General features: G+C 60.9%; 20 protein-coding genes and 1 tRNA gene. 3 read left to right on the forward strand and 18 right to left on the reverse strand.

Annotation, left to right across the window (positions count from 1 at the left end):
* Positions 1-2: 2 nt before the first annotated feature.
* The 14 genes from pqqE to rpsU all read right to left on the reverse strand — a co-directional run bounded on the left by pqqE (position 3) and on the right by rpsU (position 17,509).
* Complete coding sequence (pqqE, locus tag ACU688_RS19365) at positions 3-1,133, reverse strand: pyrroloquinoline quinone biosynthesis protein PqqE (RefSeq protein ID WP_017739526.1); 1,131 nt, start codon at positions 1,131-1,133, stop codon at positions 3-5.
* Positions 1,126-1,401, reverse strand: a complete 276-nt coding sequence (gene pqqD, locus ACU688_RS19370) for a pyrroloquinoline quinone biosynthesis peptide chaperone PqqD (protein ID WP_448185987.1) — start codon at positions 1,399-1,401, stop codon at positions 1,126-1,128. Before pqqD ends, pqqE begins: the two co-directional genes overlap by 8 nt.
* The gene (pqqC, locus tag ACU688_RS19375) at positions 1,398-2,150 is read right to left on the reverse strand and encodes a pyrroloquinoline-quinone synthase PqqC (protein ID WP_448185988.1); all 753 of its coding nucleotides are present in this window, start codon (positions 2,148-2,150) and stop codon (positions 1,398-1,400) included. Before pqqC ends, pqqD begins: the two co-directional genes overlap by 4 nt.
* Before the next feature lie 11 nt (positions 2,151-2,161).
* A complete protein-coding gene (pqqB, locus tag ACU688_RS19380; RefSeq protein WP_122513965.1) occupies positions 2,162-3,073 on the reverse strand; it encodes a pyrroloquinoline quinone biosynthesis protein PqqB in 912 nt (303 codons plus the stop codon).
* A gap of 69 nt (positions 3,074-3,142) precedes the next feature.
* The gene (gene pqqA / locus ACU688_RS19385) at positions 3,143-3,217 is read right to left on the reverse strand and encodes a pyrroloquinoline quinone precursor peptide PqqA (protein ID WP_003194766.1); all 75 of its coding nucleotides are present in this window, start codon (positions 3,215-3,217) and stop codon (positions 3,143-3,145) included.
* Positions 3,218-3,376: 159 nt separating this feature from the next.
* Positions 3,377-5,731, reverse strand: a complete 2,355-nt coding sequence (gene pqqF, locus ACU688_RS19390; RefSeq protein WP_448185989.1) for a pyrroloquinoline quinone biosynthesis protein PqqF — start codon at positions 5,729-5,731, stop codon at positions 3,377-3,379.
* A gap of 48 nt (positions 5,732-5,779) precedes the next feature.
* Positions 5,780-6,574 carry a carbon-nitrogen hydrolase family protein gene (locus tag ACU688_RS19395; protein ID WP_448185990.1) on the reverse strand — a complete coding sequence of 265 codons (795 nt, stop codon included), beginning with the start codon at positions 6,572-6,574 and terminating at the stop codon, positions 5,780-5,782.
* A gap of 11 nt (positions 6,575-6,585) precedes the next feature.
* Entirely contained in the window at positions 6,586-8,277 is a 1,692-nt protein-coding gene (locus tag ACU688_RS19400; RefSeq protein WP_448185991.1) for a flavin monoamine oxidase family protein, read from the reverse strand.
* A 146-nt stretch (positions 8,278-8,423) separates the two neighbouring features.
* Complete coding sequence (locus ACU688_RS19405; RefSeq protein WP_207045088.1) at positions 8,424-8,870, reverse strand: Lrp/AsnC family transcriptional regulator; 447 nt, start codon at positions 8,868-8,870, stop codon at positions 8,424-8,426.
* Between the two features lie 132 nt (positions 8,871-9,002).
* A tRNA-Ile gene (locus ACU688_RS19410) sits at positions 9,003-9,079 on the reverse strand.
* Positions 9,080-9,094: 15 nt separating this feature from the next.
* Positions 9,095-12,838, reverse strand: coding sequence for an EAL domain-containing protein (locus tag ACU688_RS19415; protein WP_448185992.1), 3,744 nt, complete (start codon positions 12,836-12,838; stop codon positions 9,095-9,097).
* 122 nt (positions 12,839-12,960) lie between these two features.
* A complete protein-coding gene (gene rpoD, locus ACU688_RS19420) occupies positions 12,961-14,811 on the reverse strand; it encodes an RNA polymerase sigma factor RpoD (RefSeq protein WP_448185993.1) in 1,851 nt (616 codons plus the stop codon).
* Positions 14,812-14,878: 67 nt separating this feature from the next.
* On the reverse strand, positions 14,879-16,852 hold the full coding sequence (gene dnaG / locus ACU688_RS19425) for a DNA primase (RefSeq protein WP_448185994.1): 1,974 nt from the start codon (positions 16,850-16,852) through the stop codon (positions 14,879-14,881).
* 441 nt (positions 16,853-17,293) lie between these two features.
* On the reverse strand, positions 17,294-17,509 hold the full coding sequence (gene rpsU / locus ACU688_RS19430) for a 30S ribosomal protein S21 (RefSeq protein WP_002551877.1): 216 nt from the start codon (positions 17,507-17,509) through the stop codon (positions 17,294-17,296).
* Positions 17,510-17,711: 202 nt separating this feature from the next.
* Here rpsU and tsaD point away from each other — a divergent pair, with 202 nt between their 5' ends.
* The gene (tsaD, locus tag ACU688_RS19435) at positions 17,712-18,737 is read left to right on the forward strand and encodes a tRNA (adenosine(37)-N6)-threonylcarbamoyltransferase complex transferase subunit TsaD (RefSeq protein ID WP_017739515.1); all 1,026 of its coding nucleotides are present in this window, start codon (positions 17,712-17,714) and stop codon (positions 18,735-18,737) included.
* Positions 18,738-18,769: 32 nt separating this feature from the next.
* Here tsaD and plsY read toward each other — a convergent pair whose 3' ends face one another.
* Positions 18,770-19,339 carry a glycerol-3-phosphate 1-O-acyltransferase PlsY gene (gene plsY / locus ACU688_RS19440; protein WP_448185995.1) on the reverse strand — a complete coding sequence of 190 codons (570 nt, stop codon included), beginning with the start codon at positions 19,337-19,339 and terminating at the stop codon, positions 18,770-18,772.
* Positions 19,340-19,413: 74 nt separating this feature from the next.
* Between plsY and folB the strand changes: the two genes are divergently transcribed.
* Both folB and folK read left to right on the forward strand, forming a co-directional pair.
* Positions 19,414-19,767 carry a dihydroneopterin aldolase gene (folB, locus tag ACU688_RS19445; protein WP_015886183.1) on the forward strand — a complete coding sequence of 118 codons (354 nt, stop codon included), beginning with the start codon at positions 19,414-19,416 and terminating at the stop codon, positions 19,765-19,767.
* Positions 19,758-20,276 carry a 2-amino-4-hydroxy-6-hydroxymethyldihydropteridine diphosphokinase gene (gene folK, locus ACU688_RS19450; protein ID WP_448185996.1) on the forward strand — a complete coding sequence of 173 codons (519 nt, stop codon included), beginning with the start codon at positions 19,758-19,760 and terminating at the stop codon, positions 20,274-20,276. Before folB ends, folK begins: the two co-directional genes overlap by 10 nt.
* A gap of 119 nt (positions 20,277-20,395) precedes the next feature.
* Here the strand turns inward: folK and ACU688_RS19455 are convergent, their stop codons facing one another.
* The 3 genes from ACU688_RS19455 to ACU688_RS19465 form a co-directional block, all read right to left on the reverse strand.
* Complete coding sequence (locus ACU688_RS19455) at positions 20,396-21,625, reverse strand: multifunctional CCA addition/repair protein (protein WP_448185997.1); 1,230 nt, start codon at positions 21,623-21,625, stop codon at positions 20,396-20,398.
* Positions 21,626-21,688: 63 nt separating this feature from the next.
* A complete protein-coding gene (locus tag ACU688_RS19460; RefSeq protein WP_257780121.1) occupies positions 21,689-23,254 on the reverse strand; it encodes a SpoVR family protein in 1,566 nt (521 codons plus the stop codon).
* Positions 23,251-24,522 carry a YeaH/YhbH family protein gene (locus tag ACU688_RS19465; RefSeq protein WP_448185998.1) on the reverse strand — a complete coding sequence of 424 codons (1,272 nt, stop codon included), beginning with the start codon at positions 24,520-24,522 and terminating at the stop codon, positions 23,251-23,253. The genes ACU688_RS19460 and ACU688_RS19465 overlap by 4 nt, the downstream gene beginning before the upstream one ends.
* Between the last annotated feature and the right edge of the window lie 97 nt (positions 24,523-24,619).

The following is a 24,619-nucleotide window of genomic DNA, read 5'->3' on the forward strand; positions in this document are numbered from 1 at the left end:
CGTCAGCCTTTGGCGATGAGCCGTGAGTTGCGCTCATTGCGAAAGGCCAGTTGCTCGATGGTCTGAGTGGCGTGTTCGGCTTCTTCCCGCGCCTTTAGGATGATGCCGTGCTGCTCGGACTTGCTGCACACCGGGTCGGCATTGCTCGCGTCCCCCGTGAGCATGAAGGCCTGGCAACGACAGCCGCCGAAGTCTTTTTCCTTTTCATCGCATGAACGGCACGGCTCGGGCATCCAGTCGTAGCCGCGAAAGCGGTTGAAACCGAACGAGTCGTACCAGATGTGCTGCATGCTGTGCTCGCGCACATTGGGAAATTGCACCGGCATTTGTCGGGCGCCGTGACAGGGCAGGGCAGTGCCGTCCGGCGTGACGGTCAGAAAGATACTGCCCCAGCCATTCATGCAGGCTTTCGGGCGTTCCTCGTAGTAGTCCGGGGTCACGAAAATCAGCTTGCACGGGTGGCCTTCGGCTTCCAGTTTGGCGCGGTATTCGTTGGTGATGCGTTCGGCGCGCACCAGCTGTTCCTGGGTTGGCAATAACCCGACACGGTTGAGCTGCGCCCAGCCGTAGAACTGGCAGGTGGCGAGTTCGACAAAGTCCGCTTCCAGCGCGATGCACAGCTCGATGATGCGGTCGATCTTGTCAATATTGTGCCGATGGGTGACGAAGTTCAGCACCATCGGGTAGCCGTGGGCTTTTACCGCGCGGGCCATTTCGAGTTTTTGCGCGAAGGCTTTTTTCGAGCCGGCCAGCAGGTTGTTCACTTGCTCGTCGCTGGCCTGGAAGCTGATCTGGATATGGTCCAGGCCGGCCTTCTTGAAGTCGCTGATCTTCTGCTCGGTAAGGCCGATGCCGGAGGTGATCAGGTTGGTGTAGAACCCCAGTTTGCGCGCCTCGGCGATCAGCTCGGCGAGGTCCTGGCGCACCAGCGGTTCACCGCCGGAGAACCCCAACTGCGCGGCGCCCATTTCCCGCGCTTCGCGAAACACCTTGAACCACTGTTCGGTGCTCAGTTCCTTGCCCTGCTCGGCAAAATCCAGCGGGTTGGAGCAATACGGGCACTGCAACGGGCAGCGGTAGGTCAGCTCGGCGAGCAGCCACAACGGCAGGCCAATCGGCGGTTTTTCAGGCAAGGGTGATCCAGTGCTCAGCACGGGCGACCTCCATGAATTGCTCGATGTCGTCGCCCAGCTCAGGCACGCCGGGGAACTGCTTATCCAGCTCGGCGATGATCGCCGCCACATTGCGCTCGCCGTCGATCAAGCCGCCGATCAGCGCGGCGCTGTCGTTGAGCTTGATCATGCCTTCGGGGTAGAGCAGCACATGGCCCTTTTGCGCGGGTTCGTACTGGTAGCGATAGCCTTGGCGCCAGGTCGGTTTCTTGCTGCGGTCAAAGCTCATAGGGCGATCCCTTTATGCCACACCCGTTGGTCGGTCACGCTGTGATAAGGCGGGCGTTTCAGTTCGTAGGCCATGCTCATGGCGTCCAGCATGCTCCACAAAATATCCAGTTTGAACTGGAGAATTTCCAGCATGCGTTCCTGGCCTTCACGGGTGGTGTAGTGCTGCAGGGTGATCGCCAAGCCGTGCTCCACATCGCGCCGGGCCTGGCCCAGGCGGGTGCGGAAATATTCGTAGCCGGTGGGGTCGATCCACGGGTAATGCTGCGGCCAGCTGTCGAGGCGCGACTGGTGGATCTGCGGCGCGAACAGTTCGGTCAGCGAGCTGCTGGCGGCTTCTTGCCAGCTGGCGCGACGGGCGAAGTTGACGTAGGCATCGACCGCGAATCGCACGCCCGGCAGTACTAATTCCTGCGAGCGCAGTTGGTCGGGGTCGAGGCCAACGGCCTGGCCCAAGCGCAGCCAGGCCTCAATACCGCCGTCTTCACCGGGGGCGCCGTCATGGTCGAGCAAACGCTGGATCCACTCGCGGCGGATCTCGCGATCTGGGCAGTTGGCCAGGATCGCGGCGTCTTTCAGGGGGATGTTCACCTGGTAGTAGAAGCGGTTGGCGACCCAGCCCTGGATCTGCTCGCGGCTGGCGCGGCCTTCGTACATCGCCACGTGATACGGGTGATGGATATGGTAGAAGGCGCCCTTGGCCCGCAGGGCGGCTTCGAATTCAGCGGTGGTCAACGGCGTGTTAGTCATTTCGATCGCTCCTACAATTCAATGCTCATGCCGTCGTAAGCCACTTCGACATTGCGCCGCACCAGTTCGGCTCGCTCGGGGGAGTCTTCATCGAGGATCGGGTTGGTGTTGTTGATGTGGATAAGTACTTTGCGCTGCTCGGGCAACTGCTCCAGCACTTCGAGCATGCCACCGGGGCCGTTTTGCGCCAGGTGGCCCATCTCGCGCCCGGTGCGGGTGCCGACGCCACGGCGCTGCATTTCATCGTCATCCCACATCGTGCCGTCCACCAGCAGGCAGTCGCTGCCGGCCATGATCTCCAGCAACGGCGCGTCGACTTTGCCCAGGCCAGGGGCGTAGAACAGCTTGCCGCCGGTGCGCAGGTCTTCGACGATCAGGCCGATGTTGTCGCCTGGGTGCGGGTCGAAGCGGTGCGGCGAGTAGGGCGGGGCGGCGCTGCGCAAGGGCAGCGGGGTGAAACGCAGGTTGGGGCAGGCCGGGACGGTGAAGCTGGTGTCCAGCTCGATGCGGTTCCAGGCCAGGCCGCCGTTCCAGTGGGTGAGCATGGTGAACAGCGGGAAGCCGGTGCTGAGGTCTTCATGGACCATGTCGGTGCACCACACCTGGTGCGGGCAACCTTCGCGCAGGCTCAGCAGGCCGGTGGTGTGGTCGATCTGGCTGTCCATCAGGATGATCGCGCTGATGCCGGTATCGCGTAGGGCGCGGCCCGGTTGCATCGGCGCAAAGCCTTGCAGTTGCGCACGAATATCCGGCGAGGCGTTGCACAGCACCCAATTCACGCCATCGTCGGAGATCGCGATGGACGACTGGGTGCGCGCCTGGGCCCGCAGGCTGCCATCACGAAAACCCGCGCAGTTCACGCAGTTGCAGTTCCACTGGGGGAAACCACCGCCGGCGGCGGAACCTAGAATCTGGACAAACATGGTAGCTCCCAAGCAAAGCTCAAAACAAAAACGCCCCGGGCGGGCCGAGGCGTTGTATTACCCAGCAGATTAACGGCTGGCGAAGTACATGGTGACTTCGAAACCGATACGCAGATCAGTGTAAGCAGGTTTGGACCAGGTCATATTCTTACTCCTACCAAGGGATGGGACTTTCACTACCAAGTAATATATATAGTCCACCTCCAATCGGAGATGTTCAGCTGTGTGCGTAGGAATAATACTCAGATCTGTTCAAGTTAGCGCTGTCTCGGAGGAAAAAGCCTGTTGCAGGGTTGGCAATGATCAGCCTGGAGACTGCCATTGGCCCTGGATGATTGGGCCGTTGGCGATACAGCGCCAGCCTCCTGTGGCGTCGATCAATTGCTCGGCGGCGTGCAGCATCTGTTCACGCGTAAGGCTCTGGATTGATTGTTGAAGGCGTTCCAGATAATCCTCCGGATGCTCCGCCAAACGCGCGTTCCAGAGCAGTTCGGCGGCCTGGGCAAGGGGTAGCGTCTCAGTTGAAAACTGTTGGGCCAGGGCCAGGTTACCGAGGTCTTCGCTGCTGCTGATGCGTGCCGGCAATTGTATGAGGAAGGATTGCAGGTGTTCGACGATCCCATCGAGGGACACGCTGGGGGATTGCACGCCAAACAGCAGGCCGGTTTGCCCGTTGATCTGTCGGACGCCGCTGAATACCGCGTAGCCGATTTGCAGTTCTACCCGCAGGCGTTGGTAAAACGGGCCCTGGAGCATATGCCCAAGCAGGCGCCACGCAGCCTCATCCGCCAAGGATTGGCTGGGTGCCGGGCAAAACAGCAGCAAGGCGGCTTCGTTGGAATCGGTTTGTATCTCGTGCCAGACACGCTGGCCGCCGAGGGTTGCCGGGACCTGTTGGAGATTTGTTGGGTGCCCAGGCAGGCGGGCCGCTGCGGCTTTGATCGCCGCTTCAGATGTGGCGGAAAACCCCAGCCCCAGGCCTTGCCACTGTGCGCTGGCCCAGGTTGCCTCGGTGTTTTCGGGCGTGTTGGCGGTACAGAAAGCGGGCAACGCCTTAAGCAATTCGCGGATGGCGATCATTGGCGTGGGCGCGCAGGGTGCCTGTTGCGTCTGATTCAGGCTGTGCGCCAACGCGTCCAGCACTGCGGGCATGGGGTCGGGTAGCCCGACCAGTTTCACCAGCCAGTCATTGCCGACGGTTTCAAACGACACTTCGATGCCCGCCTGGCGAGCATTCTCACGCAATGGCTGCAAGGCGCTTTCCAGGCCTGAGGGAGCAAAGCGCCAGTGCAGGTACAGCGCTGCTTCATCGGTGTCATCCGCCAGCGCTTGGCTGAACGTCAGTGCCGAAACCTCCCGGCGCCCCCGCGAACGATCCTGGGCGAACGTGCGCAAACCCCGGTGAGCGCTGGTCTGGCCGCGAATCAGGCCGGCGCGCTCTTCCTTGAGCGGCGGGCGCAGGAAGGGATTGTTGGGTGGCAGTTGCCATGTGTGTCGGGAGGCCGGCAGGTGCAGGGTGTCGAACATGGCTTTGAGAGCGGCGATGGCCTGTTCCGACAAGTCTTCGCTTGCGTGTTGAGCCGAGGCCAGGGCGCCGCGGGTCTGTTGCTGGCGAGCGGCGAGCAGGGCGAACTCTTCTCTCAGTGAAGTCCAATCGCTGTGTGCGAAAAAGCTCAGCCAGTCGTGCAACAAGGATTCAATCAGTGTCGCCTGTTCACCTTGTACGCCGAGCGTAAAGTCGATATCGAGCAGCGCTTGTCCGGCGAAGTGATACAGCACCGTCGCCTGTAAGTCAGTGGCCAGTTGCCGGGTTTGCAGCTCGGCCAACAGCCCGCCCGGCGCCGAAGCGTTAAGCCAGGTGCAAAGGAACTCGAGCGCCGCGTGGGGCGCATGGCAAGTGATGACCTGATGCAGGTGATTGTCTGCTTTGTACTGATAGCCCTGGGCTAGGCCGGCCATCAATGCCGGCGGCGCGGCTTGAGGGTGCAACGGGCCTGTAGACAGCTGCTCGCCGAACCGCCGTGCCATGGCCTCCAGTTCGTCCAACGGCTGCGGCCCGGCAAGACGCAGGCTCATCTGCCCGCTCTGGTAAAACTGCTGATGAAATTCCCGCAAGGCCTGCTGAAATGCGTCACGCTCCACCGGCAGACTATCGCGGTTGCCCGCATGAAAGCCCCGCAGTGGATGATCCGCCGCCAGCCCTTCGAACAACGCCACCTGTTGCTGTGCCTTGGCATCTTGAGACCAGGCGACGAACTCCGCATGCAGCACTTCGCGCTCGCGCAGTTGATCGTCCAGCGCCAGGCGCGGGTGGGCCAGCATGTCCGCCAAGCGTTCCAGCCCATCGGCAAAGGTTGCTACCGGCAGCTCAAAGAAGAAGTCGGTAGTGCGCTCGCGGGTGCTGGCATTGACCTGGCCACCGTGGCGTTGCACGTAAGTCATCAACCCTTCGCTGGTAGGAAAACGCTCGGTGCCGAGAAACAACAGGTGTTCAAGAAAATGCGCCAGTCCCGGCCAAGCCAGCGGCACGTCATGGCTACCGGCAGCCACCTGTAAGGCTGCGGCACAGCGCTTCAAGCGTGGCGCATGGAGCAGGGTAACCCGCAAGCCATTGGCGAGGGTCAGTTGACGATCAAGGGGGTGGGCCGGCGCAGGCATGGGCACTTCCGAAACGTAGGAAGTGCCTATGCTAGCAAACCCAATGGGTCAGGGCTTGTGCAGCGCGCCGTACAGTTCGGGGCGGCGGTCGTGCAGATAGTGGTTGGCGGCGCGGGCATCGAGGATCGATTGGCGCTCCAGGGTGCCGATGATCAAGGCTTCATCCAGCCCCGCCTGGGCAATGCGCTGGCCATCCGGCGCGGCGATGCTGCTTTGCCCGCAGTAGTGGATCTCGCCTTCGTGCCCGCAGTAATTGGCGTAGGCCACGTAGCACTGGTTCTCGAAGGCCCGCGCCCGCACGGTGACATCGGCGACGAAGTCGAACGGCACCATGTTCGCCGTGGGCACCAGGATCAGCTCGGCACCGGCCAAGGCCAGGCGCCGGGTGTTTTCCGGGAACTCCAGGTCGTAGCAGATCAGCATTCCCAGCTTCCAGCCGTTGAGCTCCACCAGCGGCAAGTCGTCGCCTCCGGCGCTGAACATCGAATGATCAAGGTCGCCAAACAGATGGGTCTTGCGGTAGTTGCACAGACGCTGGCCGTGGGCGTCGATCAACTGCACGGCGTTGTAGATCTGCCCGTCTTCAGCGCGCTCCGGGTAGCCATACACAATCGCCAGGCCCGCGCTTTGCGCCAGTTCGGCAATCGTCTGCGCGGAGGGGCCATCTGCCGCCTCGGCCAAGGCGCCAACCGCTTCGGCGCCGATGTTGTAGCCGCTGAGGAACATCTCCGGCAGCACCAGCACATCGGCGCCGGAGGCTTCATGCGCCAACTGATGCAGGCGCTTGAGGTTACCGGCCACGTCCAGCGGTAGCGGCGGGCATTGGTACAGGGCGACACGCATGGTTCGGCTCCTTACTCGGCCAGGGCGATCGGGCCGATTTCGTCGAATACATCGCCCGGCCCCGGGTTCTCCGGGTGAGTGCTGCCGCCGAAGTGGGTCATGATGCCCCACACGGCGTTCAGCGACGTTTGCACGGCGCCTTCCACCCAGGCCGGGGTCCAGGAAACGTCGTCACCGGCGATAAAAATCCCACGCTGTTCGGCGGGCATGTCCTTCTGCATGAAGTGCGCATACATACGCTGGTTATAGCGATAGTGACCGGGCAGCGCGCCTTTGAAGGCCCCGAGGAAGTGCGGGTCGGCTTCCCAGGATACGGTAATCGGGTCGCCGATGATGCGCGCCTTGATATCGACTTTCGGGTAGATCTTTTTCAGGGCGTCGAGGGCCAGCTTCACGCGCTTGTCGATAGGCTGCGGGAGCATTTTCAGCGCGTCGCTCATCCACGAGTAAGACAGGCATATCACGCCCGGCTTGTCGTCGCCGTTGTCGAACAGGTAGGTGCCACGGGTCAGGCGGTCGGTGAGGGTCATGCTCATCAGGTCGCGGCCGGTTTCCGGGTCTTTGTCTTTCCAGAATGGGCGGTCGACCATTACGAAGGTTTTCGACGATTGCATGTAGCGGGTGCGGTCCAGGGCCATCCACATTTTTTGCGAGAACAGGCTTTCGTCGCATTCGATCTGGGTGGTCAGCAGCCAGCTTTGGCAGGTGGTCAGCACGGCGGCGTATTCGCGGGTATCGCCGTAGTTGTCGGTGACGGCGAAACGGCCACCGTCAGCGTGGGCAATGCGCTTCACCCCGGCCCGAGGTGCGCCACGGTGCAACGAACTGAGGCTGGTGCCGGCCGGCCAGTGGGCGCAACGTTCTGGCACATGGCGCCAGATGCCCATGGGCACTTGTGCCACGCCACCGACCACGAGGTGCTGGTGGTCGTCGCAGTTGGTCATGACCACGCGGAAGATTTCCAGCATGGAGTTGGGGAAATCCGAGTCCCAGCCGCCGGTGCCAAAGCCGACCTGGCCGAAGACTTCGCGGTGCAGGAATGACAGCTTGGCAAACGCCTTGGAGGTGGCGACGAAATCGTAGAAGGTGCGGTCGTCCCACAACGGCACGAGCTTGTTCCACAGCTCCTTGAGGCGCGGCACATCACGGTCGCGGATGGCTTGCTGGATGTCACCGAACTGCGAGCCGGCTTCCAGGGCATCGGCCCAGGCGTCGGCAACTTCCTGGAACAGCACCGGCAAATCCGACAGCTTTTGTGCGTAATGGGTCTGGCCTTCCAGGTCGATCACGGTGCTACCGGAGGCTGGGGTCAACGGGTTGGGGAACGGTTTGGTTTCCAGCCCGAGCTTGTCCACGTAGTGGTAGAACGCGGTGGACGACACCGGGAAGCGCATTCCACCCAGCTCGGCGATGATGCCTTCGGCGCCTTCAAATGCCTGGGAGCGCAAGCGCCCGCCCATTTTCGAGGCTTCGTACACCACGGGTTTGAGGCCGAGCTTCATCAGCTCGTAGGCGGCCACCAGGCCGGCGATGCCCGCACCGACAATCGCCACTTCAGCGCCATGCTGGGCGGCGGGAATGCTGCCCAGGCCGGCGGGGTGTTCGATCCAGTCATCAAAGGCGAAGGGGAAATCCGGGCCAAAGATGGTGATGGGTTTTTTACCGTCTGCAGGGTGGCGATTGTTTTTATTGAATGGGTTCATGGCTGACCTGGCTGGCGACTCGGCGGGGCACGTCCCGCTGAGTATAGGAAAAGATGGCAGCCAGTTTAGGGAGCGTAGCTTGCGTTAATAAGACGCAATGTGTCGTCGTATTGAACTGTTTTTAGTCAAAGTGACGAAGTTGGCGGTCAGACTGGCTGTCCGCGATCCAATTTGTTGCTGAGGATGATCGAGGTGGTGGTTTTCTCCACGCCATCGACGCTGCCGATCTGGTCCAGCAACTGGTCAAGCTGCTCCGGCGAATCGGTGCGCAGCCACGCCACGTAATCGAACTCGCCACTCACGGCGCACAACTGCTGGACCTGGGCCATCGCACTCAGTCGGCGCAGCACTTCCTTGCCTGAGCGCGGTTGCACTGTGATCCCGACATACGCTTGCAAACCGCCATCGGCGACCCGTTGGCCCAGGCGTACACCGTAACCGGTGATGACCTGGGTTTTTTCCAGGCGCGCCAGGCGCGAGGTCACCGTGGTGCGCGCGATGCCCAACTGCCGGGCGAGCATGGCCACGCTTTCGCGCGCGTTGATCTGCAGGGCGGCGATCAGTTGGCGGTCGATTTCATCTAGGGCGGGCAAGGGGTGGCTCCAGTGAGTTGGCGCTGAGAGTGTGGACGCTTTTTGGGCACTTTCGGTGTTTTATTCGGCGGGGTGGGCCGAGAAACTATTGCGCCAGAAACGCGAAAGCCGCGCAATGCGCGGCTTTGGAGTTGGTGGGCCCACACGGACTTGAACCGTGGACCAAAGGATTATGAGTCCTCTGCTCTGACCAACTGAGCTATAGGCCCTTAACAGGTCGCGGATTATAGCGATGGTTTCTCTGCTGTGCTATCCGAAAAATCCTCAAGGCTCATACGAAGAAAGCTCGCGGCAAAAAGCTCCGGCGGCAGGGGCAGGCTGACGATGTAGCCTTGCATCTGTTCGCAGCCTTCTGCGGCAAGGAATGCCTGTTGCGCGGGGTTTTCCACGCCTTCGGCGATGATGGTGAATTGCATGCTGTGGCCCAGGGCGATGATGGCGCGCACGATGGCGGCGTCGTGGGGGTCGTCGGGCAGGCCGCGGACGAAGGATTGGTCGATTTTCAGGAAGTCCAGCGGCAGGCGCTTGAGGTAACTGAGGGATGAATAGCCGGTGCCAAAGTCGTCAATCGCCAGTTGTACGCCCAGTTGCTTGAGTTGGTGCAGGACTGCCAGCGCTTCTTCGGCCTGGCTCATGATGAAGTTTTCGGTGATCTCCAATTGCAGGCAGCCGGGTTCGAGGCGGTAGTCGTGCAGCAGTTGTTCGATGCGTGACAACAGGTTGGGGTGGCGCAGTTGCGCGCCGGCAAGGTTGACCGAGAGTGTGCCGAAATCGTCGAAGGTGCGATTCCAGGCGTGCATTTGTCGGCAGGCTTGTTCGAGTACCCAGTCGCCAATCTGCAGGATCATGCCGTTTTCTTCGGCCAGGGCAATGAAGTGCTCGGGGGGCACATCGCCGAAGGTCGGGTGGTGCCAGCGGATGAGGGCTTCTGCGCCGATCAGTTCTTGCGTCTCCAGGCTGAGTTTTGGCTGGTAGTACAGGCTCAGTTCGTCGCGTTCGATGGCGCGGCGCAGTTCGTGCTCCAGGGCCACGCGCTCGTTGGCTTGGGCGGTGAGGTCGCGGGTGTAGCTCTCGACCCGGTTGCGGCCCTTGGCCTTGGAGCGGTACATCGCGGCGTCGGCGTTCTTCACCAGGGTGGCCACGTCGGTGCCGTCCTGGGGGTAGAGGCTGGTGCCGATACTGGCGCTGATAAAGAACTCGTGTTCACCGGCCTGGAACGGTGGGGTGAAGCACGCCAGCAGCTTGTTCGCGAGGTAGTCGGCGTCGGTGGCGTGTTGCAGGCCTGGCAGCAGGATGATGAATTCATCGCCACCGAGGCGGGCGACGGTGTCGATGTCGCGCAGTTGCTCCTTGAGGCGCACGGCGATGTCTTTGAGCAAGAGGTCGCCGATGGGGTGGCCGAGGCTGTCATTGATGTGTTTGAAACGGTCCAGGTCGAGAAACAGCACGGCGCCTTGCTTGCCGGTTTCTTGATGGCCGTTGAGGGCGGCCTGCAGTCGGTTTTCGAACAGGGTGCGGTTGGGCAGGCCGGTCAGGGGGTCGTGGTGGGCCTGGTAGTCGAGGCGCGCCTGGGCCAGCTTGAGGCTGGAGATGTCGGCAAACACGGCAACAAAGTGCGTGATCAACAGCTCGCGGTTGCGCACGGCGCTGATCGTCAGCCAGCTCGGGTAAACCTCGCCATTCTTGCGGCGGTTGGAAATCTCGCCCTGCCAATGGCCTTGGGCAGTCAGTTGATGCCACATCGCGGCATAGAACGCGCTGTCGTGTAGCCCGGACGCGAGCAGGCGCGGGGTGTGGCCCAGGGCTTCGGCCTCGCTGTAGCCGGTGATCTCGCTGAAGGCGCGGTTGACGGCGCTGATGTTCTGCCGGGTGTCGGTGATCAGCACGCCTTCGGCGGTGCTTTCGAAGACCGTGGCGGCTTGTTGCAGCTTCTCCTGCATCAGTTGGCGTTCGGTGATGTCGCGGGCGATGGTGAGCATGCAGTCGTCATCGCCGATGGGCAGTGGCCGGCTGGACAACTCGCAGAGCCGGATCTGCCCGTCGCTGCGGCGGATATGGCAGATGAAGTCGCGAACAAAACCGTCACGATGCATCAGTTCCAGCATGTGTTTGCGTTCGTTCAGGTCGACCCAGATGCCCAGGTCCAAGGCTGATTGGTCAAGGGATGCGGCACTGTTGAAACCGGTAATACGGCTGAAGCCATCGTTTACTTCGATCAACAGGCCGTCACTCTGGCGGCTCAATAGCAGGCCGTCGGGTGAGGCATGGAACGCCTTGGCGAATTTTTCTTCGGAGGTTTGCAGCTGTTGCTGGGTTTCCTTGAGCTGGGAGATGTCGCGCACCACCACGACGATGGCTTCGATGGTGTCGAGTTGGAACGGTTCGGCGGAAATCAGGCCGGTAAAGGCTTGGCCGTTGCTGCGCCGAAAGGGCATCTCCAGGTTGCGGATACTGGAGGTCTGCACCCTTTGCAGCAGATCAGGGCCGGTACCCTCGGTCCCCCAGATGTTCAATGCCGTGCCGGTTTTGCCCACCACCTCTTCGGCGCTCAGGCCAACCTGGTCCTCGAATGCCTTGTTCACTTCCAGCAGGCAGCCATCGGACAGTCGGGCGATTATCAATATGTCCGGGCATTGCTGAAACACCGAGGCAAACTTTTGCTCGGACAGTTGCAGGGCTTCCTCAGTGCGTTTGGCTTCGCTGATGTCGATCATCAAGCCGCGCAGTACCGGCTCATGGCCGTGTTCTATCAGGCTGACAATATCGCGCACCCACAAGCAGTGGCCATCGGCGGTGATGACGCGGTAATCAATGCTGTGGTCGCGGTTGGCGCGGGTTTCGCGCAGGCAGTAGGTTTCGGCGCGTGTCAGGTCGGCTGGGTGAATGATGTTGCGCCAGAAACCGGGGATCAGCCAGTGTGCGCGGGGGTAGCCCAGCAGCTCCTCGGCGTGGGGTGACACGTAGCTGTAGGTGAAGTCGACAACGCTGGCTTCCCACGCGATGGCGGACAGGCTCTCCACCAGGCCGCGATAGTGGTATTCGCTGCTGCGCAGTTCTTGCTCTAGCGCGACGCGGCGGGATATTTCCGAGCTGAGCCGGCGATTGATGCGGATGACGATGGCCAATACGGTGCTCAGCAGCAATACCGCGGGCAAGCCGTAGGTCAGCAGGTCAGTCCAGAATTCACGGTGATCGGTAATGCTGCCCACCCAGTGTTGCTGGATGGCGTCGGTTTCTTGCGGGCTGAGGTCGGCGAGGACTTTATCGAGGATGCCGACCAGCATTTTGTTGTCCCGGGGCACGCCCATTGCCAGTTGGTAGCGGTAGGGGGTTTCGCCACTGACGTACAAGCCATCGAGCTTCAGTTGGCGCAGGCTCCAGACGCTGGAGGCGAGGTCGCCGACCACGGCATCCACTTCGTCGGTGGCCAGTGCTTGCAGGGTCGAACTGACATTCGGCATGGCCACCAGGTTGAGGTCGGGGTGGTGGGTGCGCAGCAGTTCATGGGGCGCGTAATTCTCCACCACGGCAATTTTCAGGCCGTAGAGGTCCTTGAGGTTGTGCGGCTTGGCGCCGCCCTCATGGGCCAGGATCACGATGGGAAAGTCCAGGTAGGGGCGCGTGAACGCCATGTAGCTCTGGCGCTCTGGGGTGGACATGATGCCGGGCAGCAAATCGAGCTGATTGTTCCGGGCCTGTTCGAGCACAGCGCTCCAGCTGGCCGGTTCGATCAGCTTGACCCGCACGCCCAGGCGGTCCTGGATCAGGCGCACGTAGTCTGCGGCCAGGCCTTGGTAGTGGCCATTTTCATCGCGGTATTCGAAGGGTGGCCATGACGCATCCACCCCCAGCCGCAGCTCCTGATGGTCCGCCAGCCAGCCACGCTCATCGTCGGTAAGAGTCAACGCGCCAGCCGTTGCGGTCCAGGTCAGCAGCGACAGCAGCAACACAGTCGGCAATCTGGGCATAACGGTCTCGTTATGGCACGGGGAATGTTTCGAGTGTAGACGGGCATTACGGGGGGAGGGGGGTTACGCAGAGTTTTATCGATGCAAAACAAAACCCCCGGCCTGGGCCGGGGGTTCTGGTATCACTCGTCGAGGAAGGAGCGCAGATGCTCGCTTCGCGTCGGGTGGCGCAACTTGCGCAGCGCCTTGGCTTCGATCTGACGGATCCGCTCGCGGGTCACGTCAAACTGCTTACCGACTTCCTCAAGGGTGTGGTCGGTATTCATGTCGATGCCGAAACGCATGCGCAGTACCTTGGCTTCACGGGCAGTGAGGCCGGACAGTACGTCGCGAGTCGCTTCCTTAAGGCTCTCAACGGTGGCGACATCGATTGGCGACTGCATGGTCGAGTCTTCGATGAAGTCACCCAGATGGGAGTCTTCGTCATCACCAATCGGGGTTTCCATGGAGATCGGCTCTTTAGCGATCTTCAATACCTTGCGGATTTTATCCTCAGGCATTTCCATGCGTTCGCCCAGCTCTTCCGGGGTCGGTTCGCGACCCATTTCCTGCAACATCTGCCGGGAAATACGGTTGAGCTTGTTGATCGTCTCGATCATGTGCACCGGAATACGGATGGTGCGGGCCTGGTCGGCGATCGAGCGAGTGATCGCCTGACGGATCCACCAGGTGGCATAAGTCGAGAACTTGTAGCCGCGACGGTATTCGAACTTGTCCACAGCCTTCATCAAGCCGATGTTGCCTTCCTGGATCAGATCGAGGAATTGCAGGCCACGGTTGGTGTACTTCTTGGCGATGGAGATCACCAGACGCAAGTTCGCTTCAACCATCTCTTTCTTCGCGCGGCGGGCCTTGGCCTCACCGATCGACATGCGACGGTTGATGTCCTTGATCTCGGCAATCGTCAGGCCGGTCTCGGTTTCAAGCGCAGTCAGCTTTTGCTGGCAACGGATGATGTCCGGTTGCAGGCGACCGATGGCTTCAGCGTATTTCGCCTTGCCTTTGGCCAGTGCGTCAGACCAGCTTTCGTCAACTTCGTTGCCCGGGAACTGGCGCAGGAAGTCGGTACGCGGCATGCGCGCATCACGAACACAGAGCTGCATGATCGCACGCTCTTGTGCACGCAGACGCTCAAGGGCGCTACGAACGCGTTCAACCAGGCCTTCGAATTGCTTCGGGACCAGCTTGATCGGCATGAACAGCTCAGCCAGGGCCAGCAGCTCGGCGATTGCCTGCTTGTTGGCGCGACCGTGCTTCTTCAACGCCTTGCGGGTGATTTCCATTTGATCGGAAACCGCGCCGAAACGCTGGGCAGCGATGATCGGGTCTGGACCGCTTTCGACTTCTTCTTCGTCGTCGGTGCTGGCTTCAGCCTCGTCGTCGTCGGAGTCATCGTCCGCTTTCGCGGCTTTGGCATCGACAGGCGGCGGTACTTCGGCAGCAGGCGGCGCGATGCCGTCGTCCGGGTCGATATAACCGCTCAGGACGTCGGACAGGCGGCCACCTTCGGTGGTGACGCGAGTGTACTCGGAGAGAATGTGGTCAACCGTGCCAGGGAAGTGCGCGATTGCGCCCATCACTTCACGGATACCCTCTTCAATACGCTTGGCGATTTCGATTTCGCCTTCGCGTGTCAGCAACTCGACGGTACCCATTTCACGCATATACATGCGCACAGGGTCAGTCGTGCGACCGATGTCGGTCTCCACCGCGGCCAACGCAGCAGCGGCTTCTTCAGCGGCTGCCTCGTCGGTATCGGCGTCGGCCAACATAAGGGCGTCCGCATCCGGAGCACTCTCGTGTACGGGGATCCCCATGTCATTAATCATGCGGATGATGTCTTCCACCTGCTCTGGATCTGAAATATCCTCAGGCAGGTGATCGTTGACCTCTGCGTAAGTCAGATACTTCTGCTCACGACCAAGGGTGATCAACTCTTTGATACGAGACTGCTGTTGCGCTTTTCCGGACATAACACCCTATCCACTGAAGGTCTTGGCGGGCAAAAAACAAGCCGAGGATTATACCCGAGCTATGACCTCACACGCCAGCTGAGGTCGGGTTTGATGCGGAAACATTCTGTTTTAAGAGGTCGCGCATCTGTTTTGCTATCTGAATTTGCTCTTCAGCCGATAATCCCGGCTGCCTTGCTCTCTTGATGAGTTCGTCGAGGGTCTGCGTGTGCTGGCCCTCGGATAACCTAGTAATGGTGTCTAAAAACTGTTGTTCAAGGTTATCGCCGTCAATTAGCCACTCCTTTTCCGCGAGTGCTTTCAACAAACGACCTTGTTCGGTGCCATGCCAGCGAGCCATCAACTGAATTGAGTTTAGCTTAGGATTTTTCTGCACCGCCTCAATCAGCGCGATTAGCACCTGGGCGTAGGTGTTGCTGGCGTTTGCAAAGTGATCGGCGCTTTCAACCTTGCCCGCCAATTGCGGGTGATGGATGAGCGTGCGCAGGGCAATCAAGGTTGGCGCTTCTACGGCGACCGGCGTGCGAGGGGCGTAAGCCTCGTCGCGATCACCGCGCTTGCCGTTCTTGCTCCAGGGTTTCTTGTCCCATTTCTTGCCGCCGGCGCCGGGCTTTTTCGGTGTCCACTCCTGTTGGGGCGTGTAGGCCTCGTGCGGTTGGTGGAAGTCGGCATAGTCCGGCATGGCGTCGTAATCCATGCCTGGGTCGTAGACCGGCGGCGCTGCATCGTGCGGTGCGCTGTGGGCCAGCTGGCTGACCGCTTCGCCACTTAAACCGGTGATCTCCTGCAAACGCTGACGCATCAGGGTGCGCAGGTTGGCGCCCGGCACCTTGTCGATCAGCGGCGCGGCGAGGGTGGCCATGTGGGCCTTGCCTTCGAGGGAGCGCGGATCGGCTTCTTCGGTCAGTTGCTGGAAGAAGTAGTCTGCCAGCGGCTGCGCGTGTTGATTGATACGGGCGCGGAATGCGTCGGTGCCTTCGGAGCGGACCAGGGTGTCCGGGTCTTCGCCTTCGGGCAGGAACAAAAAGCGCGCGCGGCGCCCATCCTGCAGGCTCGACAGCGTGGCTTCGAGGGCGCGCCAGGCGGCGTTGCGGCCGGCCTGGTCGCCGTCGAAACAAAACAGGACGCTGGGCACTACACGAAACAGGCGCTTCAAGTGTTCTTCGCTGGTGGCGGTACCCAGCGTTGCCACCGCGTTGCGCAGGCCCTGCTGGGCGAGCGCGATCACATCCATATAGCCTTCAACCACGATGACCTCATCGAGGTTGCGGTTGTTCTTGCGTGCTTCGAACAGCCCGTAGAGCTCCTGGCCCTTATGGAATACCGGGGTTTCCGGGGAGTTCAGGTACTTGGGCTTGTCGTCCCCCAGTACGCGGCCACCGAACGCGATGATGCGACCACGGCTGTCGCGGATCGGGAACATCACGCGGTCGCGGAAGCGGTCATAGCGCTTGCCGGTCTCGGCGTTCTCCACCAAGAGGCCGGCGTCGATCATGGCTTTTTGTTGCAGGGTGTCGCTGCTCAGGTGCTTGTACAGGTTGTCCCAGCCGGGTGGGGCAAAACCCAGGCCGAAGTCACGGGCGATTTCACCGGTGAGGCCGCGACCCTTGAGGTAGTCGACGGCGGCCTTGCGCTGCGGATGGCTTTTAAGCGCCTGACGATAAAAGTCGGCGGCGGCCGTCAGCAGCGGGTACAGCGGCGAATCGGTGGGCTGGCGCGGTTTGTGCGGGCGGCCACTTTCTTCGCGCGGGACTTCCATGCCGGCAGCCTTCGCCAAGTCCTCGATGGCCTGGGGGAAATCCAGGTTGTCGTGGTCCATGAGAAAGCCGAGGGCGTTGCCGCCCGCGCCGCAGCCGAAGCAGTAGTAGAACTGCTTGTCGGGGCTGACGCTGAACGACGGGGTTTTCTCTTTGTGAAACGGGCAGCAGGCCGTGTAGTTCTTGCCGGCTTTTTTCAGTTGCACGCGCGAGCTGACAACATCGACGATGTCGGTGCGGTTCAGAAGGTCGTCAATAAAGCTCTGGGGAATAAGCCCGGCCATGGCGTTCTCGTCATCACTGCGTGTAAATGAGGGCCCGTGATGTGCTCGGGCGCACGTAACGTGGCTCGATCATCAACTGTCTGCTTGGGCTTTCAGGAAGTGTATCTGCCGTTCATTCACTGACGTTAATTTCAATCAGGTTTTCGGCATGGAAATGTTGCCCCGGCATCCGGTGTTGGCCAATGGTGGCCTCGGAAGCTCGCGCGAGCACAGCCGACACAGTTGATCGTCTGTTTGTAGGATAAGTGTGCTCGTCAGTAGCCTTGTTAGACTCGTCAGAAGAGACGTGCACCGCTGGCAGAAGAGCCAGTCCTGACGTGTGAAGCAGTTGTTTCGGTCGCGTGTGCGGCGTCAACAGTGAAGCATCAAGCGATATCCGCAAATGCCAACAGCCCGGCTGAGGGCCGGGCTTGGCAGAAGCTTGCTACGAACGTCTGTGTATTAGTACAGACGAACGGCGCGGCGCTGTTCGCGCTGAACTTTCTTAGCGTGACGCTTAACAGCGGCTGCTGCTTTGCGCTTACGCTCAGAAGTTGGCTTCTCGTAAAATTCGCGGCTACGAACTTCAGCCAGTACACCGGCTTTTTCGCAGGAGCGCTTGAAACGACGCAGAGCTACGTCGAAGGGTTCGTTCTCTTTAACTTTGACGGCTGGCATCCAGAGCTACCTTCTTTCATTACCGGGATCAACGTTCTCGTCGCAAGAAATTCGCGGCTGAGGTCGTCGGTTTTTAAGGGTTGCGGATGTTAACCCCTCATTGCCCGGAATGCAAAGCCTCTGATCGAAAACCGCTAGTCGGGAGGGGGAGTGGCGACTATTATGCGCGCCTTCGAATTCAGCCTCTACAAGGCGCAAACCCATGCTAGTACTGGGACTTGAAACCTCCTGCGACGAAACCGGTGTCGCACTTTACGACAGTGAACGCGGGCTTTTGGCCGATGCACTGTTCAGCCAGATCGACCTGCACCGTGCCTATGGCGGCGTGGTGCCGGAGCTTGCCAGCCGCGATCACGTCAAACGCATGCTGCCGTTGATTCGCCAGGTGTTGGACGAGGCCGGCTGCGTGCCGACCGAGATCGACGCGATTGCCTACACCGCAGGCCCCGGATTGGTCGGAGCCCTGCTGGTTGGGGCCTCTTGCGCCCAGGCGCTGGCGTTTGCCTGGGGCATTCCGGCCCTCGGCGTGCACCACATGGAAGGCCATTTACTGGCGCCGATGCTGGAAAAAACACCGCCCGAGTTCCCGTTCGTCGCTTTGTTGGTTTCCGGCGGTCACACGCAACTGGTTCAGGTGGATGGCATCGGCCAATACACCCTGCTGGGCGAATCCTTGGATGACGCTGCCGGCGAAGCCTTCGACAAGACCGCGAAGATGATGGGCCTCAATTATCCCGGTGGCCCGGAAATCGCCCGTCTCGCCGAAAAAGGTGTGGCCGGCCGCTACACCTTCCCGCGGCCGATGTGCGACCGCCCGGGCCTGATGTTCAGCTTCAGCGGCCTGAAAACCTCCGCGCTGAATACCTGGCAGCACAGCGTCAGCGCCGGGGACGACAGTGAGCAAGCCCGTTGCGACATCGCGCTGGCGTTCCAGCAGGCCGTGGTGGAGACTTTGACCATCAAGTGCAAGCGTGCCCTCAAGCAGGCCGGCATGAAGCGCCTGGTGATCGCTGGCGGCGTCAGCGCCAACAAGGCGTTGCGCACGTCGCTGGAGAAAATGCTCGGTGACATGAAAGGCGACGTGTTCTACGCGCGCCCTGAGTTCTGCACCGATAACGGCGCGATGATCGCCTATGCCGGCTGCCAGCGCTTGCAGGCCGGGCAGCATGAAAGCCTGGCGATCAGCGTGCAGGCGCGCTGGCCGATGGAGCAGTTGTCGCCGCTGTAACGCGTAACGTGAGCCGGGCTCATCGCGGGTATTTAAAAATGCCGTTCGCGCCCGGCAAACAGGTCGCGTAAATTGCCGCGGTGGCGCCAGACGATCAACAGTGTCAGTACGCTCATCGGCAACAGCGCCGCCGGTTCCTGCCAGGCCAGCAACGGCAGGGTCAGCGGGGTGGCAATCAGCGCGGCGAGCGAGCTGGTGCGGGTCAGGTAGAACGTCAGCAGCCAGGCGATAACGGCCAGCAAGGCCGCCGGTGGGTAGATCCCCAGCAGCATGCCGGCCGCCGTGGCGACACCCTTGCCGCCGCGAAAGCGGAAGTACAGGGGAAACAGATGGCCGAGGACGGCGCACACGCCGACCCAGGCCTGCTGTTGCAGGGTAAGGCCGGCGAGGCTGGCGATCAACACGGGCAACAGGCCCTTGCACAGGTCGCCCAGCAACGTCAGTACGGCAAGCTTCTTGCCGGCCAGGCGCAACATATTGGTGGCGCCGGCATTGCCTGAGCCACTCATTCGCGGGTCGGGATTTCCCGTCAGGCGGCTGAGCAAAATGGCGAAGGACAGCGAGCCGAGCAGGTAGGCGAGAATCGCCAGTGACCAAAACATGCTAACTATTCCGGGCGAGGACGCCCTGATTCTAACGGGGCATCGCGCCCTTGTCGTGCTGCGGAGAAGAGTGCTTGGACAGAGTGTTTATCGAAGGCCTGGAAGTCGACACCGTGATCGGGGCCTACGACTGGGAGCGCGGAATCCGCCAATGCCTGCGCCTGGACCTCAGCTTCGCCTGGGACAACCGCCCGGCTGCGGCCGGTGACGACCTGACCCTGGCCTTGGACTACGCCAGCGTGTCCGCACGTATACAGGCGTTTGCCGAGCAATCCCAATATCAGCTGGTTGAAACCTTCGCCGAGCGCTTGGCCGAAGTGTTGATGAGCGAGTTCCAGATTCCCTGGCTGCACCTCAAGTTGACCAAGCCCGGTGCCGTGCCGGCTGCCAAGGGCGTGGGCGTGGAGATCGAGCGCGGATGTCGCTAACTCAGGTTTACCTTGGCCTTGGTAGCAATATCGAGCGCGAGACTCACCTGTGCGCCGGCCTTGACGCACTGGCGAGTTTTTTGACGGATGTCCGCTGCTCGGCGGTGTTCGAAAGCCAGCCGGTGGGCATCAAGAGTGGTCCGTTCTTCAACCTGGTGGTGTCGGCCTATACCGACCTGCCGTTGATGGAACTGGACCGCCGCTTGAAATTCATCGAGGCTGACAATGGCCGTTATGCGCCGGATCGCAAGGGCCTGCCGCTGGACATTGACGTGTTGTTGTACGGCGATCTGGTGGGCAATTTCGATGGCTTGATCCTGCCGCGTGCAGAAATCCTCAAGAACGCCTTTGTGCTGTGGCCGCTGTCGTTGATGGCGCCGCAGCGTGTGCACCCCGAGGTGGGCAAGACGCTGGCCGAGCTGTGGCGCGATGCGCAGATCGACCAGGTGCTGGCGCCTGTGGAGTTTGAATGGCAGGGCCAGCAGCTCACACCCGATGAGCTTCTGTAGACACTGAGCGTTCTGTGGCGAGGGAGCTTGCTCCCGCTGGGCTGCGTAGCGGCCCCAAAATCTTGGGAGCGCTGCGCACTCCAGCGGGAGCAAGCTCCCTCGCCACAATGGATTGGCGTCTAGAGGTTGTGTTGTTCCTTGTAGGCTTTCAACGTCTGGAGCCGTTCGCGCTTCAGCGCTTCGCCCAGTTCCGGGCCTTTGAAGCCTTGCTCCAGCAATGGCGCCACCGCCACTTCGCGCGCAGCCTTGGCTGCTCCGCGCAAATAATCCGCCTGTGGATAACTGCGCTGCTCGAAACCCTTGCGGCCACGGGCGTCCATCTCGCAGGCGACCACAAACTCTTCAAAGCGCTGCGGCCGACGGTACACGTCAAAACTCTGCAACAACTCCAGCAATGTCGAGGCTTTCAGCTCCAGGGCGCGATGGCCGTGGGTGTGATACTGGCAAACCAGCAGCGCCAGTTCCTGGCATTCCCTCGGTACCTTGAAGCGTTCATTGACCGCCTTGACCAGCTTCAAACCGGTGTGTTCGTGGGCAATATGCCGGGGCAACTTATCCACAGGCGTCAGGCCTTTGCCCAGGTCGTGCAGCAGACAGGCCCAGCGTACGGTCAGCGGCTGTTTGTGCAAGGCGGCCTGTTCCAGCACGCTCAGGGTGTGCACGCCTGTGTCGATTTCAGGGTGATGGGCTGGGGGTTGCGGCACACCGAAGAGCGCATCCACCTCCGGCATCAAGGTTTTCAGCGCATTGCAATCCCGTAGGACCTGGATGAATACCTGGGGCTGATCTTCCATCAGTGCGCGCGAGATTTCTTTCCAGCTGCGTTCCGGGGTCAGGGCTTCCAGTTCGCCGGATGCGCTGAGTTGGCGCATCAGCTCCAGGGTTGGCGGCGCAATGGTGAAACCCAGGTTGGCGTAGCGTGCGGCGAAGCGGGCAACGCGCAGGACTCGCAATGGATCTTCGGCGAAAGCGGGGGAAACGTGACGTAGGACGCGCGCTTCAAGATCAAGCAGGCCGCCATAAGGATCGGTCACATTGCCATCGTCGTCTTCTGCCATGGCATTGATGGTCAGGTCGCGGCGGATGAGGTCTTCTTCCAGCGTGACATCGGGGCTTGCGTGGAACACAAAGCCGCCGTAACCCCGGCCGCTCTTGCGTTCGGTGCGGGCGAGGGCGTACTCGTCGCCGTTTCTTGGGTCGAGGAACACCGGGAAGTCCGAGCCCACCGGCTTATAGCCCAAGGCGAGCATCTCTTCGGCCGTGGCGCCCACCACAACGCGGTCAATGTCGGTGACCGGGATGCCCAGAAGGCGATCGCGTACCGCGCCGCCGACTTTGTAGATTTTCATGAAAAAGCCTCCATTAGCCCCACAGGATAACGCCTGTGCCTGGCCAATGGAGGCTTTGCGGTTTCAGAGATGCACGACGGCCAGGTCCAGGCGGCCGTAGTCGTTGTCGTTGTGATCGGTGCGCGGTGGCACATGGTGGGTTTTCATCACCTGATCGCCCTGCAGGGTTTCCAGGTGAATGTCGAAGCCCCAGAGCCGGTGCAGGTGCTTGAGCACTTCCTCGGTGGATTCTCCCAGGGGTTTGCGGTCGTGTTGCTGGTGGCGCAGGGTCAGCGAGCGGTCGCCGCGCACGTCGATGCTATAGATCTGTACGTTGGGCTCGCGGTTACCCAGGTTGTATTGCGCGGCCAGGGTCTCGCGGATGGTGCGGTAGCCGGGTTCGTCGTGGATGGCGGGTACCACCAGGTCATCCTTGAGGTCGTCGTCGAGGATGCTGAACAGCTTGAGGTCACGAATTACCTGGGGTGACAAGTATTGCAGGATGAAACTCTCATCCTTGAAGCTGCTCATGGCGAACTTGATGGTGGACAGCCAATCGGTGCCGGCGATTTCCGGGAACCAGCGGCGATCCTCTTCGGTGGGGTGTTCGCACATGCGCCGGATATCACGGTACATGGCAAAACCCAGCGCGTAGGGGTTGATGCCGCTGTAGTACGGGCTGTCGAAGCCGGGTTGGAATACCACGCTGGTGTGGGAAGTGAGGAACTCCATCATGAAGCCGTCGGTGACCAGGCCTTCGTCATACAGGTCGTTCATCAGCGTGTAGTGCCAGAACGTCGCCCAGCCTTCGTTCATCACCTGGGTTTGGCGTTGTGGATAAAAGTACTGGGCGATCTTGCGCACAATGCGCACGATTTCCCGTTGCCACGGTTCCAGCAGCGGTGCGTGTTTTTCCAGGAAGTACAGGATATTTTCCTGAGGTTCGGCGGGGAAGCGCGCATTATCCTTGTCGCTGTTCTTGCCGGTTTTTTTCGGAATGGTGCGCCACAGGTCGTTGATCTGCTTTTGCAGGTGCTCCTCGCGCTCCTTCTGGCGCAGGCGTTCTTCCTCGGCAGAAATCGGGTACGGGCGTTTGTAGCGGTCCACGCCGTAGTTCATCAGCGCATGGCAAGAGTCGAGCAGGTCCTCCACGGCGTCGATGCCGTGGCGTTCCTCGCACTGCATGATGTACTGCTTGGCGAACACCAGATAGTCGATGATCGAACTGGCGTCGGTCCAGGTGCGGAACAGATAGTTGCCCTTGAAGAAGCTGTTGTGCCCGTAGCAGGCATGCGCCACCACCAGCGCCTGCATGCAGATGGTGTTTTCTTCCATCAGGTAGGCGATGCACGGGTCCGAGTTGATCACGATCTCGTAAGCCAGACCCATCTGGCCGCGGCTGTAGGACTTCTCGGTGCTGAGGAAGTGTTTGCCGTAGGACCAATGGTGATAGCCCAGGGGCATGCCGACCGAGGCATAGGCATCCATCATCTGCTCGGCTGTGATCACTTCGATCTGGTTGGGGTAGGTGTCCAGGGCATAACCCGCCGCGATGCGGCTGATTTCCCGGTCATAGGCCTGGATCAGTTCAAAGGTCCACTCGGAACCCGTGGAGATCGGTTGGCGTCTTTGCTCTTTTTTGGCGGTCATGTCACTAACCTGCGCTGGAAGAGTTCACGGAAGACCGGGTAGATATCGCCGGCCGAGACCAGTTGCTGCTGGGCGAACGTGTCGGCAAAGGCTTCGCCGATGCGCTCGTATTCGAACCACAGGGCCTGATGCTCACGGGGGGTGATTTCAACGTAAGTGTAGTACTGCACGTGCGGCATGATCTGGTTGATCAGGATGTCGCGGCAGATCGGCGAGTCGTCATTCCAGTTGTCGCCGTCCGAGGCCTGGGCCGCGTAGATGTTCCATTCGTTGGCCGGGTAGCGCTCGGCCATGATCTCCTGCATCAGCTTCAGCGCACTGGAAACAATGGTGCCGCCGGTTTCCCGTGAGTAGAAAAACTCCTCTTCGTCCACTTCCCGGGCGCTGGTGTGATGGCGGATGAACACCACGTCGATCTTGTCGTAGTTCCGCTTCAAGAACAGGTACAGCAGGATAAAGAAGCGCTTGGCGATGTCCTTGGTGGCCTGGGTCATGGAGCCGGAAACGTCCATCAGGCAGAACATCACCGCCTTGGAGCTGGGGTTGGGCTGCTTGACCAGCAAGTTGTATTTTAGGTCGAAGGTGTCGAGGAACGGCACGCGGTGGATGCGCGCGCTGAGTTTCTCGATTTCCGCCTCGATTTCCTGGATATCACCGAAGTTGTCCGGTTCTTCACGTTTCAGGCGGGCCAGCTCTTCCTTGGCTTCCTTGAGTTTCGCGCGGCTGCTGCCGGACAGGGCGATACGCCGCGCATGGGCCGAGCGCAGGGTGCGGATGATGTTGATGCGCGACGGGTTGCCCTCGTTGCTGATCCCTGCGCGCACGGTCTTGAAGGTGTCGGTGCCGGTGAGGTTGCGCTTGACCAGGTTGGGCAGCTCCAGGTCTTCGAACATGAATTCGAGGAATTCCTCCTGGGTGATCTGGAACACGAACTCATCCATGCCCTCGCCGGAGTTGCCGGCCTTGCCCGGGCCTTTGCCGCCGCCACCGCCTTGGGGGCGCTGGATATGTTCGCCGGTGGTGAATTCCTTGTTGCCCGGGTGCACCACCGTCTGTTTACCACCCCGGCCATGGTGCAGCACCGGTTCGTCGATGTCCCGTCCGGGAATGCTGATTTGTTCGCCATGCTCCATATCGGTAATGGAGCGGCGGCTGACAGCCTCTTCCACGGCCTTTTTGATGTGGTCACGGTAACGCCGCAGGAAACGCTGGCGGTTCACCGTGCTCTTGTTCTTGCCATTGAGGCGTCGGTCGATCACATAGCTCATGGGGCCCCTCCGGGGAGCTTCAAGTCGTAAGCTGCAAGCTGCAAGTCCGAGCGGCGTGCGCTGTTCTCTTGCAGCTTGTAGCTAGAAGCTTGTAGCT

The organism is Pseudomonas acericola (SeqCode), from assembly GCF_053456465.1.